The following is a 17036-nucleotide window of genomic DNA, read 5'->3' as shown; positions in this document are numbered from 1 at the left end:
GACCGCCGTCGATCGTCGTCAACCCCCGATCGGCGGAGGACCTACGCCGCGATCCGCGGACTCGGCGGTCCCACCCTCGGCAAGAGGCCGGCTACTGTCCTTGCGGGCGGCGGAGACGAGATGTCGGGCCAGTTCGTGCAGGGGCGGGGTCATGCCGGACGTGCGCCATACGAGCGCATACTCGACGGGCGGAGCGTCCCGCACCGGGATGTAGCGCACGTCGGGTCGCGCGTAGTACAGCTCGGCACGCGCACACGTCGGTGATCCGCCGTACCCGGCGGCGACCAGGGCCAGGACTTCCTGCCAGTACGTCGCCGCCGGTCCGCGGGGGATGCGGCGTCCACCTGGGGTGTGCTCGGGATAGTGGGCCTGCGTCCAGTACGCGGGCACCGCCCCGGCCACCGTGATCCACGGGATGTCCGCCAAGTCCTCGAACCGCAGCGAGTCGTGTGCCGCCAGGGTGTGCGTGGTCGGGACGAGGAACACCCGTTGTTCGCGGAGCAGCGCCGGGCCGGTCGCGAGATCCGGCTCGGCGACGGGGAGTTCGGTGAGCTGGAGGTCGACGTCGGCGGCGCGCAGCGGGCCGAACGGATCGGACAGCTGTACCTCCTTGGTCTGCACCTCGCACCCGGGATGCCGTTCGAGGAAGGCGGAGACCCCGCGCAACACCACGCCGGCCGCCATCGGGCTCGAATAGCCGACACACAGGTGCCCGCGAGCGCTTCGACCCGCGGCGATCGCCGAGACGACCGCGCGCTGGATCTGCTGATGGCCGGGCAGCAGATCGTCGAAGAACTGCCGACCGGTCGGGGTCAGCTTCACCTTGCGGCTGGTCCGCTCGAAGAGCAGCACACCCAAACGGCGTTCGAGCTTCTTGACGGTCTGGCTCACCCGCGCCTGCGACACCCCGAGGCGCTCGGCCGTCCGGCCGAAGTGAAGTTGTTCGGCGAGAGTCAGGAACACCTCGATCTCGTGCCGTTCCATTGTTGTGCTGATGATCTCTCCCCTGAAGACCGATGGCGGTTCCACGCTATCGCGCCGCTGGTGCCGCGCCCGGCAGACCGGTGGCTGAGCCGCCATCCCCGGCGCGGCCCGTTCATCGGTTTCGTCGGGTGGGCGGAAGGAACTCGGCCCCGGACCCCGCAACGCGCGGTTTTGCCCCGGGAATCGTCGGACGCGGCGCAGGGTAGAACCGCCGAGTGCGCTATTGCCTCGGTTGACCAGCGCGCACTGCCTGGCTATCCCGGAACAGGCCGTCAAGGCCACAGAGGAGAGCACTCATGTCCGACGCACAGCCCTCGACCGACGAGTTCGACGCCTGGACCACTCAGCGCAGCGCCCACCTGTACGCGACGGATCCGCAGTTCCGCCGGGCCGTGCCGCTGGACGCCGTCACCGACGCGATCCGGCGGCCGGACCTACCGCTCGCCGACCTCGTGGCCACGGTGATGGAGGGGTACGCGGACCGCCCCGCCCTGGGCGAACGTGCCACCGAGCCGTTCACCGACCCGGAAACGGGCCGCACCACGCGGCGCCTCCTGAAGCGATTCGACACGATCACCTACGGCGAACTGTGGGAACGCGTCGGCGCGGTGGCCGCCGAATGGCGGCACCACCCCGACCACGCCGTGAACCCGGGTGACTTCGTCGCGATCCTCGGTGCGACCAGCGCCGAATACACCACGGTGGATCTGGCGTGCCTGCGCTCCGGCGCGGTGACCGTCCCGCTCCAAGCCGGCGCCTCGACGGCACACCTGACCCCCATCGTCGTGCAGACCCGACCGCGCGTGTTCGCGGTGGACATGGCGCACCTCGAGGTGGTGCTCCGGATCGTGGCGGAGGCCCCGGCGCCGGGCAGGATCGTCGTCTTCGGCCACCATCCCGAGATCACCGCTCACCGGGAGCAACTGGACTCCGCGCGCAAGCGACTCGCGGCGCAGGGCCGAGGCATCACCCTGGACACGCTGGCGTCGATCATCGAGCGAGGACGGACCCTGCCACCGGCGCCGCGCAACCCCGAGGGATCGACACCCGACGCGCTCAGCGCGCTGATCTACACCTCGGGCAGCACGGGCACCCCCAAGGGCGCCATGTACACCGAACGCCTGGTCACCCAGTTCTGGGGCGACTTCGTGCCCCACCAGGAGCCGCGGCCGAGCATCGTGCTCAACTACACCCCCCTGAGCCACACGATGGGGCGCGGTGTGCTCTTCGGCACGCTCGCCAAGGGCGGCACCGCCTACTTCGTGGCGTCGAGCGACCTGTCCACCCTCTTCGAGGACCTCTCCCTGGTCCGCCCCACCGAATTCCTCATGGTGCCCCGCATCTGCGACATGCTCTTCCAGCGCTACCTGAGTGAGGCGACCCACCGGAACGAGGCGGGAGGCGACCCGGCCGAGCAGGCGGACCGGGTGCAGGAGGAACTGCGGGAGAAGACCCTGGGCGGTCGCCTCCTGTGGGCCGCCAGCGCCTCGGCCCCGATCAGTGCGGAGACGACGGCGTTCGTGGAGAGTTGCCTGCAGGTCCGGCTGTTCGACGGCTACGGGTCGACGGAAGCCGGAGTCCTCTCACTCGACGGCCGGTTGTTGCGCCCACCGGTGACCGACCACAAACTGGCGGACGTGCCCGAGCTGGGATACTTCCACACCGACTCGCCGCACCCCAGGGGCGAGTTGCTGATCAAGTCCGACCGGCTCGTTCCCGGCTACTTCCAGCGGCCGGATGCCACCGCCCAGGTCTTCGACGAGGACGGCTTCTACCACACGGGCGACATCATGGCCCGGATCGGCCCCGACCGGTTGGTCTACGTCGACCGCCGTTCCAACGTCCTCAAGCTGTCCCAGGGCGAGTTCGTGGCCACCTCCCGCCTCGAAGCTCTCTTCGCCGCCAGTCCGGTCGTCCGCCAAGTCTTCGTGTACGGGAACAGTGCTCGGGCCTACCTGCTCGCGGTCATCGTGCCCACCCAGGACGTGCTGGAGCGCGCCGGCGAGGACACCCGGCGCCTCGGGTCGATCCTGCGCGAGTCCCTGCAACGCCTCGCCACCGAGGCGGGCCTGAACTCGTACGAGATCCCACGGGACTTCCTCATCGAGACCGAGCCGTTCAGCCGGGAGAACGGGTTGCTCTCCGGAGTGCGCAAGCTGCTGCGCCCCGCGTTGACGAAGCACTACGGCGAGCGCCTGGAAGCGCTGTACACCGAGCTGACCGAGCGCGAGACCGACGAGCTCCGGGAACTGCGCCGGACCGGCTTGTCCCGGCCGGTGCCGGAAACCGTGTTCCGCGCCGCTCAAGCGCTTCTCGGACACCGACAGGGCGACGTGCAGCCGGGCACACACTTCCTCGAACTCGGCGGTGACAGCCTCTCCGCGCTGTCGTTCTCCCGGCTGCTGCAGGAGATCTTCCACGTCGACGTCCCGGTCAACGTCGTCGTCAACCCGGTCAACACGCTCCGGCAGGTGGCCGATCACATCGAGAAGGCCCTCGCGTCGGGACAGTCGGGACACCGACGCCCGACCGCCGACAGTGTCCACGGACCGGGCGCGACGCGGCTCGTGGCGGGCGACCTGAAATCGGACACGTTCCTCGACCCGGAGACCACGGCGAAGACCGACAGGCCGACCGGGCCACTGCCCGAGGCCCGGACCGTCCTGCTGACCGGCGCCAACGGCTACCTGGGCCGCTTCCTGTGCCTCGAATGGCTGGAGCGCGTCGCCGCGCGCGGTGGCACGCTGGTGTGCGTGGTCCGCGGCGGCACCGACGAGTCGGCCCGGACCCGGCTGGTCGCGGCCTTCGACAGCGGCGATCCGGAACTCCTCCGGCGCTACCACGACTTGGCGGCCGAGCACCTGGAGGTGATCGCCGGCGACATCGCGGAGATCGACCTCGGGCTCGACCGGGAGACCTGGCAGCGGCTGGCCGACACCGTGGACCTGATCGTTCACCCGGCGGCACACGTCAACCATGTCCTGCCGTACGACCAGCTGTTCGGCCCCAACGTGCTGGGTACGGCCGAGCTGATCAGGCTGGCGGTCACCTCCCGGGTCAAGCAGTTCACCTACCTGTCGACGGTCGCCGTCGTCTTCGGTCACGAGGCCGCGGCCGACGAGGCGGCGGACATCCGCACGGCCTGCCCGGCGCGCGAACTCGACGGCGGCTACGCGAACGGTTACGCGGCCGGCAAGTGGGCGGGGGAGGTGCTGCTGCGCGAGGCGCACGACACATTCGGCCTGCCGGTCGCTGTGTTCCGCTCGAACCTGATCCTCGCGCACCGACGTTACCGGGGCCAGCTCAACATCCCGGACGTCTTCACCCGCCTCCTGCTGAGCCTGCTGGCCACCGGAATCGCCCCGGCCAGTTTCTACGCCCGGAGCAACGGTGGCGGCAGCGCGCACTACGACGGACTCCCGGTGGACTTCACCGCCCGGGCCATCGCCTCGCTGGGCGACGACACACGGGAGGGATACCGGACCTACAACGTCGTGAACCCGCACGAGGACGGAATCTCACTCGACACGTTCGTCGACTGGCTGGCGGCAACCGGACACCCGCTGGTGCGCATCGACGACTACGACGAGTGGCTCGACCGCTTCGAAACCGCCATGCGCGGTCTGCCCGACCGCCGGCGGCAACATTCGCTGCTCCCCCTGCTGCATGCCTTCGCCAGGCCGGCGGAGCCGCTGCCCGGGTCCGCCCTGCCGGCGGACCGATTCCGCGCGGCGGTGCGGGCCGCCGCCCTCGACCGGGAGCACGACATCCCCCATCTGTCGCAGGACCTGATCACCAAGTACGTGGCGGACCTTCGGTCGCAGGGCCTGATCTGACCCGACCCACGCGGACGATCAGCACGGGGACGCCGTTTCGGCCGGTGGGTCATCGGCGCATCGCGTGCAGGTGCCAGGAGGGTCCCAGCGCCCGGCCGGTGTCGTCGGTGCGCAGTTTTTCCGAGTCGACGGTGATGCCTGCCGCCTCCAGGACCGTTCGGTGCCGTTGCAGGTCCTCGCGGGTGAGCGCGGTCACGTAGTGCGTGGGCTCGATCCCGCGGATGTCCCAGTATTCGCCCAGGTGCGTACGCAGGTTGTCCTGGGTGACCGCCAACGAGGGGATGTCGAGGCCGGGTTCCTTTACGGCGGCGAAGCAGACCAGGTGCAACTGCGCCCCCGGGCGGGTCACTCGGTGCAGCGCCGCGGCGTACTCGCCGCGCCCGGATTCGTCGAGGCAGTGATAGAGGGCGCTGTCGAGGACGGTGTCGAATTCCTGGTCCAGTCCCGCGAGGGTGGTGGCGTCGGCGGGCACGAACGCGACGTCCAGGCCCCGGGCGGCGGCCCGGGCCCCGGCCTGTTCCAGTGCGCTCGCCGCCGCGTCGAACCCGGTTACCCGGTAGCCGCGTTCGGCGAGGAAGAGTGCGTTCTCGCCGAGTCCGCAACCCGCGTCGAGGATGTCGCCGGACAACTGCCCGCTGTCCGCGAGCGCGACGAGAAACGGCTGCGGTGCACCGATGTCCCAGGGCACCATGGCCAATTCCGAGTCCGGCAGGAGCGACCCCTCTTGGTAGACGGCGTCGAAGTCGATGCCGCCCGGGACGATCGCCCCGTCATGCGAGTCCTCGGCCACTGCGCCTCCCAGGTCCGGTGGCTTTCGCGTGTGCTGCCCGCCGGCGAAAATCATCACTGTGTGGTGATGAGTCGAGACTGTACGTTACCAGGATGCGCTACGGGGTTTCGAAGGGGGTTTCTCCCGGTGGCCGTCGTTCGGATGAACGGTCAGGGTCGATCGAGGATTTGTTCGGCCCTGTCGATGGCCGAGTCCTGCAGGTTGGCGAGTTCGTCGTCGGTGAAGACCGGGGTGTTCACGTCCGCCGGGATGCCGGGGCCGTCGAAGGTTTTGCCGTGGCGGTCGAGGAATTCCTCGTTGGGGAGTATCGCGGTCCAGTCGGGAGAGAGTTTCCGCTCCAGGGTGTCGGAGAACACGCCCTGGGTGCTCTCGCCGATCCGCACCACCTTGGGAGTACGGCCAATCATGGCTTGCGTGAAGGTTTCCCCGGCGCTGGCCGTGTTGGCGCTCGTCAGGATCGCGATCGCGCCGGTGAAGCGCGGGGCGACGGAGGGTTGCACGACGATCGGCTGGGGTCGGGTGAAGCGGGTCGGGTCGTCGGGGTCGTTGCGGGCCCGCTTGGCGTAGGCGACGTACGCCCGCTCGGTCAACCGCGACGCGATGTGCAGGCCGAGGGGATCGGCGCCGCCGCCGTTGAGGCGCAGGTCGATCACCAGGCCGCGTAGCGCGTTCGGCCCGGAGACGTTCGCCGGGGTGAGCAACGCGTCGAGCGCGCGGTCGAGTACGGCCTCCCAGTCGGCGTAGCTGCCGCCCTTGACGTATCCGTTGAACGAGCTGACCCGCAAGTAGCCCAATCGGCCCGGGAGTTCACCCACACCGAGTCTGCGGTCGGACCACGTCTGCTCCGGGCCGACCAGATGTGCGGCGCCGGCCGCCAGAGCCTTGTCGCGCGTATCCTTGTCGATGTGCCGAGTTCCGGGACGTTCGCCGCTGTAGACGGGTTTGCCCTGGTACAGCAGGGCGGTGTGCCCGTCGTTCAGCGGCCGGATCATGTCGCTCATGAGCTGCCGGAGTTCCGCGTCGGTCGAGTCGGGGCGCACCAGCGGTCGGAACTGTCGACGGACGGCCGGCCAGTCGATGCCCTTCGCCGCGAAGAACGGATAGTTCTCGTCGAAGCTTGCCCAGAAGCGGTCGAACACGGCGAGCGGGTCGGTCGACGGGGTCGCGGTGCAGTTCGCGGGTAGTGGGCCGGCCACGCGCTCCAGGCCGCGCCGCCCGACCGAGAAGTCGTCGGCGAGCGAGGCGTGTTTGCGGCCCTGGGGAATCACCGTCAGTTCGGGCACGCCGTCGACGGTGTAGCGGGTGACCCCGCCCGGGCCGGGCGCGCCGATCCGTTCGCCTTCGGTGTCGTTCTTGACGCAGGCGACCTTGGTGACGTCGTACATGTCGAGGTGCGTGCCCTCGATCCTGATCAGTGTGCCGTAGCCGTCCATGCGCCACGCGCCGTCCAGACGGTTCGCGGACGGGGGAGTGCCGGGGGCGCGGCCAGCGCGGGGCCGACCACTGCGATGGTCGCGGCCAACGCCAGTCCCGTCGCGAGGGTTGCGCGTCGCGCCGGCCGTGGACGGGTTCGGCGGTCGGTGGTCGTTCCGGGCGGGCTCATCGCGCCTCCGAGGTGGTGCGTCGCCGCGTCCCCCCGGCGCGGTCGCCCTGTGGTGGGCACGAGGTTGGATCGTCCGCGAGGTCGGGGACATCCGCCGCAACGGTCGGTTTCCCCGGACGGATCGGTCCGCCCCTGGGCGGACCGATCCGTCCGGGAACCGGACCGGCGAAGGATCGACGGCATGCCTTCGCGGCCGCTATAACCGTGCGTGCGCGGGGAGTTCGGGTCGTGCGGCGATGGCATGCCGGGTAGGCGTCCGAAGGCGGTATCGCGTCACAACCGCTGGTAGAGGACGTGGCGGGAGTGGCGTGTCCGGCTGACGAGTCCGGCTCGGTGCAGGATCTGCAGGTGGTAGGACACCGTTGGCGGGCTCAGGTACAAGCGCTGGGCAAGTTCGGTGATGGAACGAGGCTGACTCAACTCGACCATGACCTTCGCGCGCGTCGCACCCATCAACTCGTGTGTGCCCGACGGTGCGAGGCAGTCGACCGGAGCGGCGGGATAGACGATCAGCGGGGTACGCGGCGCCGGGGCACCGGGTTCGCCGGCACAGAACACGGCCCGGTCGGTGAAGATGCTGGGTACCAGGATCGCGGCGTCCGCGTCCAGGGCCAGACGATGAGGACTGCCGGGGCGGAGGTGGACGGTCAGTGCGCCGTCGCGCCATTCGAGGTTCGGGGCCAGTCGGTTGAGCGTGCCCGCGAGCCCGTGTCGGGTGATCGCGGACGCCCGCAGCGCGATGTCGGCCTCCAACCGGGCCCGGATGGCGGGCCAGGACGACGCGAGCGCGGCGCGCCAGAACCGTGCCAGCTCCGTGGTCAGCCGCTGCGCGATATGGTCCTCACCACGTTCGAGGGCCTGTAAGAGCAGTCGGGGCGGCCGACGAGCGGATCCGGGATCCCAGGAATGGCCGCCGACGGCGGCGGACAACTCGTAGCGGATCCGCTCCGTGGCGGTGGTGGCCACCTGCTGCAGCGCGGTGTCCAGGTTCGTGTGGAGGCCCTGTGGTTCGGGTCTGAGAAAGTCCGGGGCGTAACCCTTCGGGCCGCCGCCGGCCACCACCGCGAGAAGCCCGAGCCGCTCCCGCGTCAACGCCTCCCCGGCCCTGATCCGCCAGCGCGCGTCGAGCGCCTCCGGGGCGCGGCGGAGCGCGAAGAGCAAGTCCTTGGCGGGGTCCAGGGGCGACGCCGCGAACCTGATGCCGCCCAACCCCTGAACGCCCAACCCGATGCGAATCACGAGCAACCCCCGTCGCCACTGCATTCGAAAGATATCGAATCATTCGATCGATCCGACCGGCCTGCGATTTCCTGGAGCCGCCGTCGAAGCCTGTCGCATCATCGGCCGCCGCACATCCCCCAAGCCGCCGCCGCACATCCCCCAAGCCTCCGGGCAACTGCGCCCGTCGGGTGCCCCACCGGGTGAGCGAGCCGTCGGAGGCGGATGTTCCTGTTGTTTTGTTCTTTTCTCCCGCCAGGAGGCAGATATGAGGATCAAGTTCGGACGTCGAGTCGCGACGGCTGCCGCGGTCGCGGCGCTCACCGCGAGCGGAGTGGGAATGACCGCGGGGAGCGCCTCGGCGGGGACCACGTACGTGGACATCTACCTGAGTACGAGTCACGGGGTGGGCGTCTACCAGACGGCCACGTCCGCCAGTCCCAAGGTCGCCTCGGACCTCATCGCGCCCGCCTATGTCAGCACCGATTGCTGGACGAGGGGCCAGGACATCAACAACCAGGGGAACGTCTGGTACCACGCCTACCAGGAGGCATACAGCAACGGCAACGTGCAATACGCCTACGGGTACGTGTACGCGCCGTACGTGGACAACAACTCGACGTTCCACGGCGGTTACCTTCAGGAGTGCCCCTGGTAGCGGCTGTTCGCGGCACCGGTATGGCAACCTGAAACCACCGCTGCGCCCGACGCGGCTCTGCGGTTCGCGCGCGGCCGGATCACCCGAACGGCGATCCCCACGCGGCCCGGCCGTCCTTGCGTGGCTGGGCGCGGTTGCGGATGGCGGTGGCGATGGCCCACGGGACGTCGGGGTCTGCCGGGGGATCGCCGGGTCGCAGCGCCGCCGTTTCGTCTCGCTTTCGGCTCGCGGACATTCGATCGTTCGCGCGTAGGGCGGGGTTCGTCGGGACAAGGATCGATCCGACCCGTTGTCCTACCGACCCTGTGGAGGACCACTGTGCGCAAGCGGCTGATCGTCTCCGCCACTGCCGGCGCGCTCGCCCTGCTCCTGTCCGTCCCCGCCTCCGCCGCCCAGGCCGGCGGCCCGGGGACGGCGGGCGTCGGCGACCCCTATTACCCGAACGCCGGCAACGGCGGCTATCACGTCTCGCACTACGACATCCGGCTCAAGTACCAGCCCACCACCGACGAGTTGGAAGGCACCACCACCATCCTGGCCACCGCCACCCAGGACCTCACCCGCTTCAACCTCGACTTCGTGCTCAAGGTGAAGGAGGTGCTGGTCAACGGCCGCACCGCGACATTCGCCGGCACCGGTGAGCACGAGTTGGAGATCACCCCCGCCTCGGTGATCACCCAGGGCAGCCCGATCACCGTCGTCGTCCGCTACGCCGACAAGCCCGGCAAGGTCGAGCGCGGCGGCCGGTCGGCCTGGCAGCGCACCCCCGACGGCGGTGTCGCCGCCAACGAGCCGGAGAGCGCGGCCTGGTGGTACCCGAGCAACGACCACCCGAGCGACAAGGCCACCTTCGACGTCTCCGTGCAGGTGCCCGACGGCACCCAGGTGATCAGCAACGGCACCTCGACCCAGAGCTCGCGGGCCGGCTGGACCCGCTACAACTACCGGCAGAACAAGCCGCAGGCCACCTACCTGGCCACGCTGGCGATCGGTAGGTTCGACATCCGCCGCAACACCACCTCGGGCGGGGTGCCCGTCAGCACCGCGTACAGCCAGGACCTCGGCGACAACGCCGGTGCGGCGCAGGCCAGTCTCGAGCGGACCGGCGAACTGGTCGACTGGCTGAGCGGCTACTTCGGCCCGTACCCGTTCGCCACGGCCGGCGGCTACGTGCCCAACGTGCCCACCGGATACGCCCTGGAGACCCAGGGACAGATCTTCTACAGTCCCGCGCAGTTCGCCCACGGCGCCAACACCTCCGTCGTGGTGCACGAGTTGGCCCACCAGTGGTACGGGGACAGTGTGTCCCTGCAGCGCTGGAGCGACATCTGGCTCAACGAGGGCTTCGCCCGGTACTCGCAGTGGCTGTGGTCCGAGCACGAGAACGAGGGCACGGCCCAGGAGTTGGCCGACCACGTCTACAACCTCTACCCGGCCGACCACGCGTTCTGGACCGTCAAGCCGGGCGACCCGGGCGCGGCCAATCAGTTCGCCGGTGCGGTCTACGACCGGGGCGCGGCGGCGGTGCAGGCGCTGCGCAACGCCGTCGGGGACGAGAAGTTCTTCCGGATCCTGAAGGGGTGGCCGACCGAGCACAAGTACGGCAACGCGACCATCCAGGAGTTCCAGGCGTACGCGGAGCGGATCTCCGGCAAGCCGCTGGGCGAGCTGTTGAACACCTGGCTGTTCACGGCGGCGAAGCCCGCGGTGGGGCCGGCCGGCGTGGCGGCGTCGAGCCCGGCGAAGGCGAGTCTGGCGCCCGGTGCCACTGCGGACGTGCCGCCGGAGCCGAAGTCCTGGAAGAAGATCGAGGAGACCAACACGGCGCACGAGCACAGGGGTTGATGCTTCGTCCGAGGTGAACTCCAGGACGGACGGCGCGGTCGGTCCTGGAGCGACCCGGCCGGGTCTCGGCACCGCCTCGCGGCACGCATCGGGATTCCGGTGTCGGACGAGCGTGGTGCCGGGAGCCCGAGCGGGTGGTCGTGGTCCGCACGACGTCTCGGTATTGGTGGGCGGGAATCCGGACGGGACTCTTCCGGCGTGATGCGACATGTGCAATGTTACATGTCGCACATCGACAGGTCGCGTTCCGGTACGCGGCCGACAACGGCCCCGGAGGCCCCCACAGATGAGTCCATCCCGGATGTCCAAGGCCAATGCGCGCAGAGTCTCCGCGCTCGGCGTGGCCTTCTTCATCGCGCTCGGCCTGCTCGCGCCCCAGAGCCAGGCCGCCCCGATCGGTGCCACGGCCCCGACCGGTGTGAGCGCCCCCAAGACCGCGGCCCCGAAGCCGCGGTCGATCCCGGTCCCCAGGTCACCCGACGCCAAGACCGAGATTTCCGGCTTCAAGATCTCCTCGCAGGAAGGCACCGAGGAGTCCGTCCCGCCGGCCGCCCCGCCCACCGAACCCGCCACCGCCGACCGGCAGTTCTCGGCCGCCGCGGACGACTGCGGCGACCTGTCCGCGGTGATCAACGCCACCGGCGGCGCGCTGATCCGACAACTCAAGGCCCTGCCCAGGGTCACGTGCACCTACCCGCTGTTCAACCTCACCGGAGCGACCGCGGGGACGGCCTTCCGCGAAGCCAACATGGTGACCGTCGCCGACGCGCTGCGCGATTCCTCCGCGACGTACCCGGGCAGCAACGACACCTCCATCGGACAGTTGGTGCTGTTCCTGCGCGCCGGCTACTACGTGCACGACAACCACGCGGACGCCGTCGGCGCCTACGGTCCGGCGTTGGACACCGCGGCCCGCGGCGCACTGGACGCCTTCTTCGCCTCCCCGCACAGCAAGGACGTCACCGACGCCAACGGCGACACCCTCAACGAGGTCGTCACGCTGATCGACAGCACCCACACGGCCGGCCGGTACGCCGGGGTCGTCAAGTGGCTGCTCGCCGGCTACGGCGCCGGCTGGCCCGGCCAAATGACCCTGGCCGTGGCGCACGTCGAGTGGGTCGTCGAGAACGGCTTCAAGGCCAAGAACGACAGCCGCGGCTGGCGGGCCGCCCTCAAGGCCGACCCCGCCATCCTCGACACCTGGGCCGACTTCATCACCCGCAACGACGCCCAGCTGAACCGCTTGGACGTGGTCAGCAACGTCGGTCGCTTCCTCGGCTACGCCCTCGACATCCCCGAGCTCAAGGACCGGGTCCGGCCGCTGCTGAAGGACCTGATCAACCGCTACCCGAACGTCGGCCCCACCGCGCCGATCACCATGAACCTGGCCTGGTACACGCGCCAGTTCGACAAGGGCAACTGCGCGGCCTACGCCATCTGCGACCTCGGCGACCGCATGCTCCCGGTGATCCTGCCGATCCAGCACACCTGCAACCCGAACCTGAAGATCCGCGCCCAGGACATGTCCCCCGGGCAACTGGCCACCACCTGCACCAGTTTGACCAACCAGGACGCCTATTTCCACCGGGTGATCGGCGACAAGGGCGCGATCCCGGGTGACGTGAACACCAACCTCGAGGTCGTGGTCTTCGACGACTACACCCAGTACGCGCTGTACGCGTGGGCCATCTACAACATCGACGTCGACAACGGCGGCACGTACGAGGAGGGCAACCCGACCCAACCCGGCAACCAGGCCCGCTTCATCGCCCACGAGGCCGACTGGCTGCGTCCGTCCTTCCAGATCTGGAACCTCAACCACGAGTACACGCACTACCTCGACGGCCGCGCCAACATGTACGGCGACTTCGACGCGGGCCAGACCACGCCCACCATCTGGTGGGTGGAGGGCATCGCCGAGAACATCTCGTTCGGCTACCGCAACGAGCGCAACGCCGCCGCCATCGCCGCGGCCGGCCTGAAGACCTACAAGCTCAGCGACCTGTTCGACACCGTCTACGACCAGTCCGACGACCCCGACGTCAACTCGGCGCGGGTCTACCGGTGGGGCTTCCTGGCCGTCCGCTACATGATGCAGGCGCACCGCGCGGACGTGGAGACCGTGCTCGGCAAGTACCGCACCGGCGACTGGGCCGGCGCCCGCACGTTCCTGAAGCAGACCATCGGCACCACCTACGACGCCGGCTTCGCGACCTGGCTGACGACCACCTGCGCCACCGACGACTGCGGCCCCCTGCCGGAGGCCTCGACCGTCGTTCCGCTCTGCACCATCGCCGACCCCCGTCAGTTCGACAAGAACTGCCGCCGGGACAACCTCGCGGCCACCACCGGCAACTACAGCTACCACTTCCTCAACCTGCCGGCCGGCGTCAAGGAGCTGACCATCACCAGCAGCGGCGGCACCGGCAACGCCGACCTGTACTACGGCGGCGGCACCTGGGCCACCACCGCCAACTACCAGGCGAAGTCCACCAACGCCGGCAACGGTGAGACCCTGACGATCGCCAACCCGCCGTCCGGCTGGGTCTACTTCACCCTCGCCGCCACGCAGACCTTCGGCGGCGTGAGCGTCACCACGCAGTACAAGTGAGCCGGCACGGGTGACGGCGGTCCCGGCCGGTCGCAATCGGCCGGCCGGGACCGCCGCCCGGCGTACGGACGGAGCGAGTGGTCCCGCCCGTATGCCCGTGCGACCGCGGCCCGCCCCCTGCCCGGGGCGGGTCCGCGGGTTCGCCGGCCGCTCAGTCGGTGCCGAACTCCATTGCCGCGCGGTCGAGGAGTTCGTCGTCGCCGGACACCTCGCCGCGCGAGGCGATCGCCTCGGCGCCGCCCTCCGGCATGTCCTCGATCAGCGCGGTGGTCGCGGGTTGGACCGCGCCGATCAGCGCGGGGTGGGTGGTGCCGACGATGCCGAGCCCGGCGTACTGCTCGAGCCTGGCGCGCGAGTCGGCGATGTCGAGGTTGCGCATGGTGAGTTGGCCGATCCGGTCGACCGGGCCGAACGCCGAGTCCTCGGTGCGCTCCATCGACAGCTTGTCCGGGTGGTAGCTGAACGAGGGCCCGGTGGTGTCGAGGATCGAGTAGTCCTCGCCGCGCCGCAGCCGCAGGGTCACCTCGCCGGTGACCGCGGAGCCGACCCAACGTTGCAGCGACTCGCGGACCATCAGCGCCTGCGGGTCCAGCCACCGGCCCTCGTACATCAGCCGGCCCAGGCGGCGGCCCTCGTACTGGTAATGCGCCAGGGTGTCCTCGTTGTGGATGGCGTTGACCAGGCGCTCGTACGCGATGTGCAGCAGCGCCATGCCGGGCGCCTCGTAGATGCCGCGGCTCTTCGCCTCGATGATCCGGTTCTCGATCTGGTCCGACATGCCCAGGCCGTGCCGGCCGCCGGTGGCGTTGGCCTCGGTCACCAGGTCGACGGCGGAGGCGAACACGTTGCCGTTGATGCTGACGGGGCGGCCCTGGTCGAACCCGATCGTGACGTCCTCGGGGGCGATCTCGACGCTCGGGTCCCAAAACCGCACGCCCATGATGGGCTGGACGGTCTCGACGCCGGTGTCCAGGTGTTCGAGCGTCTTGGCCTCGTGGGTGGCGCCCCAGATGTTGGCATCCGTCGAGTACGCCTTCTCGGCGCTGTCGCGGTACGGCAGCCCGTGGGCCACCAGCCACTGCGACATCTCCTTGCGACCGCCCAACTCGGAGACGAAGTCGGCGTCGAGCCACGGCTTGTAGATGCGCAGGTGCGGGTTCGCGAGCAGGCCGTAACGGTAGAACCGCTCGATGTCGTTGCCCTTGAATGTCGAGCCGTCGCCCCAGATCTGGACGTCGTCCTCGAGCATCGCCCGGACCAGCAGGGTGCCGGTGACGGCCCGGCCGAGCGGGGTGGTGTTGAAGTAGGCACGTCCGCCGGAGCGGATGTGGAACGCGCCGCAGGCGAGCGCGGCCAAACCCTCCTCGACCAGCGCCGCGCGGCAGTCGACCAGGCGGGCGATCTCCGCGCCGTAGGTCTTCGCGCGGTCGGGGACCGAGGCGATGTCGGGTTCGTCGTATTGGCCGATGTCGGCCGTGTAGGTGCACGGAACGGCACCCTTGTCGCGCATCCAGGCGACGGCGACGGACGTGTCGAGGCCGCCCGAGAAGGCGATACCGACACGTTCGCCGGTGGGCAGGGAGGTGAGAACCTTGGACATAGGAAGGATATACAGCTTCGCGCATGATTATGCAACGTCGTCTCACGTCGGTGGCGGAGCGGCGCCGCCGCACCCGCGCCGCCGACGCAGCCGCGGCCCAGGGGTGAACCGGGCGTGAACCGGGTGCCGGCCCCGATGCCGGGCGGGTCTCGGTCGGGGGCCGGGGCCTACCAGCCGAGTTGCTCGCCGAGGCGCAATCGCAGCCACAGGACCAGGCGTTCGTCCGGGTCGGCAAGATCGAACCCGAAGATCTCCCGGGCCCGGGAAAGTCGATACCGGATGGTGTTCGGGTGTACGGACAGCCGATGGGAGGCGATGGCGACATCGCCGTCGGCGTCCAGGTAGGCGAGGAGCGTGGACGCGTAGGTGGTGTTGTGCTCGAGGTCGTGCGCCCGGATCGGCGGCCCGAGCCCGCGGGGGAGCCCCTCGTGCGTGGCCAGCATCCGGGCCAGCGCGGACAACGTCGCGCCGGCCCACGCCTCGTCGATCGTGGCCACCTGGCACGGCTCCGGAGCACCCGGCCGCTCGGAGAGCGCACGCAAAACAAGATCCGCGTCGGCGCGTGAGCTCGCGATCGAGCGCAACCCCTGGACGAGCGAGCCGAGTCCGGCCCGGACCGGCACCCGCAGCGCGCTGTGGGCCCGCCGTGCGATGTAGGCGACGAGTTCCCGGTGCGCGTTCGGCGAAGGCCCGCTGGGCAGCAGCGCGTACACCGTTCCGTCGATCAACGCGCAGCCGTGCCTGCCGTAGCGCGCCTCGCAGTGCAGGCTCACCAGGTCGGCGAGCCGGGTGGCCGCCTGTGCCGTGAGCACGTCCTCGACGTCGACCGAGGCGACGGCGAACGCGGCCACCGCGACGGGCGAGTTCGGGTCCAGGCCGAGTTGTGGGGCGACCGCGGTGACACTGCTCGGGTCGACGAGCAGCCGCCCCAACAGGTCGGCGTACCGGCGCCGGACGGCGGATTCGGTGGTACGGGCCGCGAGCAGGTGCAGCGCGACGTTGTGCGCCACATCGGAAAGGGCCTGTTCGGCAACGGTGTCCAGGTGCTCCCCGGCATCGACGACCCAGATCGAGCCCAACACCTCGCTGCCCACGCGGACCGCGACGCCGAGCCGAGGCAGCCCTCCGGGAACGGCGGGGAACCGGCACGTGCGCCCCACCCGGGTCAGCACCCGGTATTGCTCGTCGTAGTCCGGGCCGTCCGGCACCTGGAGGCCGAGGATGCCCTGGCGGCGGCCCTCGTCGACGGCCTGGCCGGGCAACGTCGAGTAGGCGAGGATGCGCCGGTTCGGATCCTCGATCACGGTGGCCCCGCCCACCATCCCCGCGATCGCGTTGGCCAACGCGAACAGATCGCCGACCGCCGGGGCACCCGCGGCCTGCCCGAAACGCACCGTCGGGGTGGTGGCCGAGGAGATCATGGCATCCAAATGGTGCCAGGCGACGACCTCATCGGCGGCAAGCAGCACGATGCCGGCCCGCCGGGCGGCGGCCACCAACTGCTCGACCGGCTCGCCGAAACTCTTCACCACCACGCAGGCGTAGCCGGCCTCGGCCGCCGCACCGACCAACTCCAGCGTCTGCGCCTCGACCACCCCCACTCCGACGGCGAGCAGGATCGCGTCCCGGACGGGGGGCAGCGGAAACGGGGCTCGGCGCTCGAAGACGAGTACGCCCGAGACCGGCACCGGACTTTCCGGCAGCACGGTCAACGGCCGCAACAGCGACGAGCCCAACACGTCCAGGACCTGTCCGAGATCGGGAACCCCGGTATCGAGCATCGTCACCTCTTTGGCCGGCCATACAAAGCATTCGGGGAATCTCTGCACCGGGCTCACATGCACCCGCTCGGTCCACGCGCCACGCTGTCCGCATGCTCAATTCGGCAAGC

10 protein-coding genes are annotated in these 17036 nt (G+C 69.9%); 4 read left to right on the top strand and 6 right to left on the bottom strand.

The window, feature by feature from the left end:
* Positions 1–18: 18 nt before the first annotated feature.
* A complete protein-coding gene (locus ABIA38_RS27675) occupies positions 19–984 on the bottom strand; it encodes a LysR family transcriptional regulator (protein WP_424641563.1) in 966 nt (321 codons plus the stop codon).
* A gap of 296 nt (positions 985–1280) precedes the next feature.
* Between ABIA38_RS27675 and car the strand changes: the two genes are divergently transcribed.
* Positions 1281–4820: a carboxylic acid reductase gene (car, locus tag ABIA38_RS27670; RefSeq protein WP_424641562.1), complete on the top strand. Its 3540-nt coding sequence runs from the start codon at positions 1281–1283 to the stop codon at positions 4818–4820.
* Positions 4821–4869: 49 nt separating this feature from the next.
* Here car and ABIA38_RS27665 read toward each other — a convergent pair whose 3' ends face one another.
* The 3 genes from ABIA38_RS27665 to ABIA38_RS27655 form a co-directional block, all read right to left on the bottom strand.
* Positions 4870–5610, bottom strand: a complete 741-nt coding sequence (locus tag ABIA38_RS27665; RefSeq protein WP_424641561.1) for a class I SAM-dependent methyltransferase — start codon at positions 5608–5610, stop codon at positions 4870–4872.
* 149 nt (positions 5611–5759) lie between these two features.
* Positions 5760–7043 carry a S41 family peptidase gene (locus tag ABIA38_RS27660; RefSeq protein ID WP_424641560.1) on the bottom strand — a complete coding sequence of 428 codons (1284 nt, stop codon included), beginning with the start codon at positions 7041–7043 and terminating at the stop codon, positions 5760–5762.
* A 443-nt stretch (positions 7044–7486) separates the two neighbouring features.
* Positions 7487–8452 carry an ArsR/SmtB family transcription factor gene (locus ABIA38_RS27655; RefSeq protein ID WP_424641559.1) on the bottom strand — a complete coding sequence of 322 codons (966 nt, stop codon included), beginning with the start codon at positions 8450–8452 and terminating at the stop codon, positions 7487–7489.
* Between the two features lie 247 nt (positions 8453–8699).
* On the opposite strand from ABIA38_RS27655, the gene ABIA38_RS27650 reads away from it, so the two are divergent.
* The 3 genes from ABIA38_RS27650 to ABIA38_RS27640 all read left to right on the top strand — a co-directional run bounded on the left by ABIA38_RS27650 (position 8700) and on the right by ABIA38_RS27640 (position 13545).
* On the top strand, positions 8700–9089 hold the full coding sequence (locus ABIA38_RS27650; RefSeq protein WP_424641558.1) for a hypothetical protein: 390 nt from the start codon (positions 8700–8702) through the stop codon (positions 9087–9089).
* A gap of 318 nt (positions 9090–9407) precedes the next feature.
* Positions 9408–10934, top strand: a complete 1527-nt coding sequence (locus ABIA38_RS27645; RefSeq protein ID WP_424641557.1) for a M1 family metallopeptidase — start codon at positions 9408–9410, stop codon at positions 10932–10934.
* A 301-nt stretch (positions 10935–11235) separates the two neighbouring features.
* Positions 11236–13545, top strand: coding sequence for a collagenase (locus ABIA38_RS27640; protein WP_424641556.1), 2310 nt, complete (start codon positions 11236–11238; stop codon positions 13543–13545).
* 151 nt (positions 13546–13696) lie between these two features.
* Here the strand turns inward: ABIA38_RS27640 and argG are convergent, their stop codons facing one another.
* Positions 13697–15145: an argininosuccinate synthase gene (gene argG, locus ABIA38_RS27635; protein WP_424641555.1), complete on the bottom strand. Its 1449-nt coding sequence runs from the start codon at positions 15143–15145 to the stop codon at positions 13697–13699.
* A 167-nt stretch (positions 15146–15312) separates the two neighbouring features.
* On the bottom strand, positions 15313–16926 hold the full coding sequence (locus ABIA38_RS27630) for a PucR family transcriptional regulator (protein WP_424641554.1): 1614 nt from the start codon (positions 16924–16926) through the stop codon (positions 15313–15315).
* Positions 16927–17036 lie beyond the last annotated feature (110 nt).

The organism is Embleya sp. AB8 (assembly GCF_049739465.1).
Taxonomy (GTDB): Bacteria; Actinomycetota; Actinomycetes; order Streptomycetales; family Streptomycetaceae; genus Embleya.
The sequence above is the reverse complement of the archived record's forward strand: the minus strand, read 5'-3'. Positions and strand labels throughout refer to the sequence as shown.

Coding starts and splice junctions, on each gene's coding strand:
- ABIA38_RS27675 (WP_424641563.1), bottom strand. CDS start 984: ATGGAACGGCACGAGATCGAGGTGTTCCTGACTCTCGCCGAACAACTT.
- car (WP_424641562.1), top strand. CDS start 1,281: ATGTCCGACGCACAGCCCTCGACCGACGAGTTCGACGCCTGGACCACT.
- ABIA38_RS27660 (WP_424641560.1), bottom strand. CDS start 7,043: ATGGACGGCTACGGCACACTGATCAGGATCGAGGGCACGCACCTCGAC.
- ABIA38_RS27650 (WP_424641558.1), top strand. CDS start 8,700: ATGAGGATCAAGTTCGGACGTCGAGTCGCGACGGCTGCCGCGGTCGCG.
- ABIA38_RS27640 (WP_424641556.1), top strand. CDS start 11,236: ATGTCCAAGGCCAATGCGCGCAGAGTCTCCGCGCTCGGCGTGGCCTTC.
- argG (WP_424641555.1), bottom strand. CDS start 15,145: ATGTCCAAGGTTCTCACCTCCCTGCCCACCGGCGAACGTGTCGGTATC.
- ABIA38_RS27630 (WP_424641554.1), bottom strand. CDS start 16,926: ATGCTCGATACCGGGGTTCCCGATCTCGGACAGGTCCTGGACGTGTTG.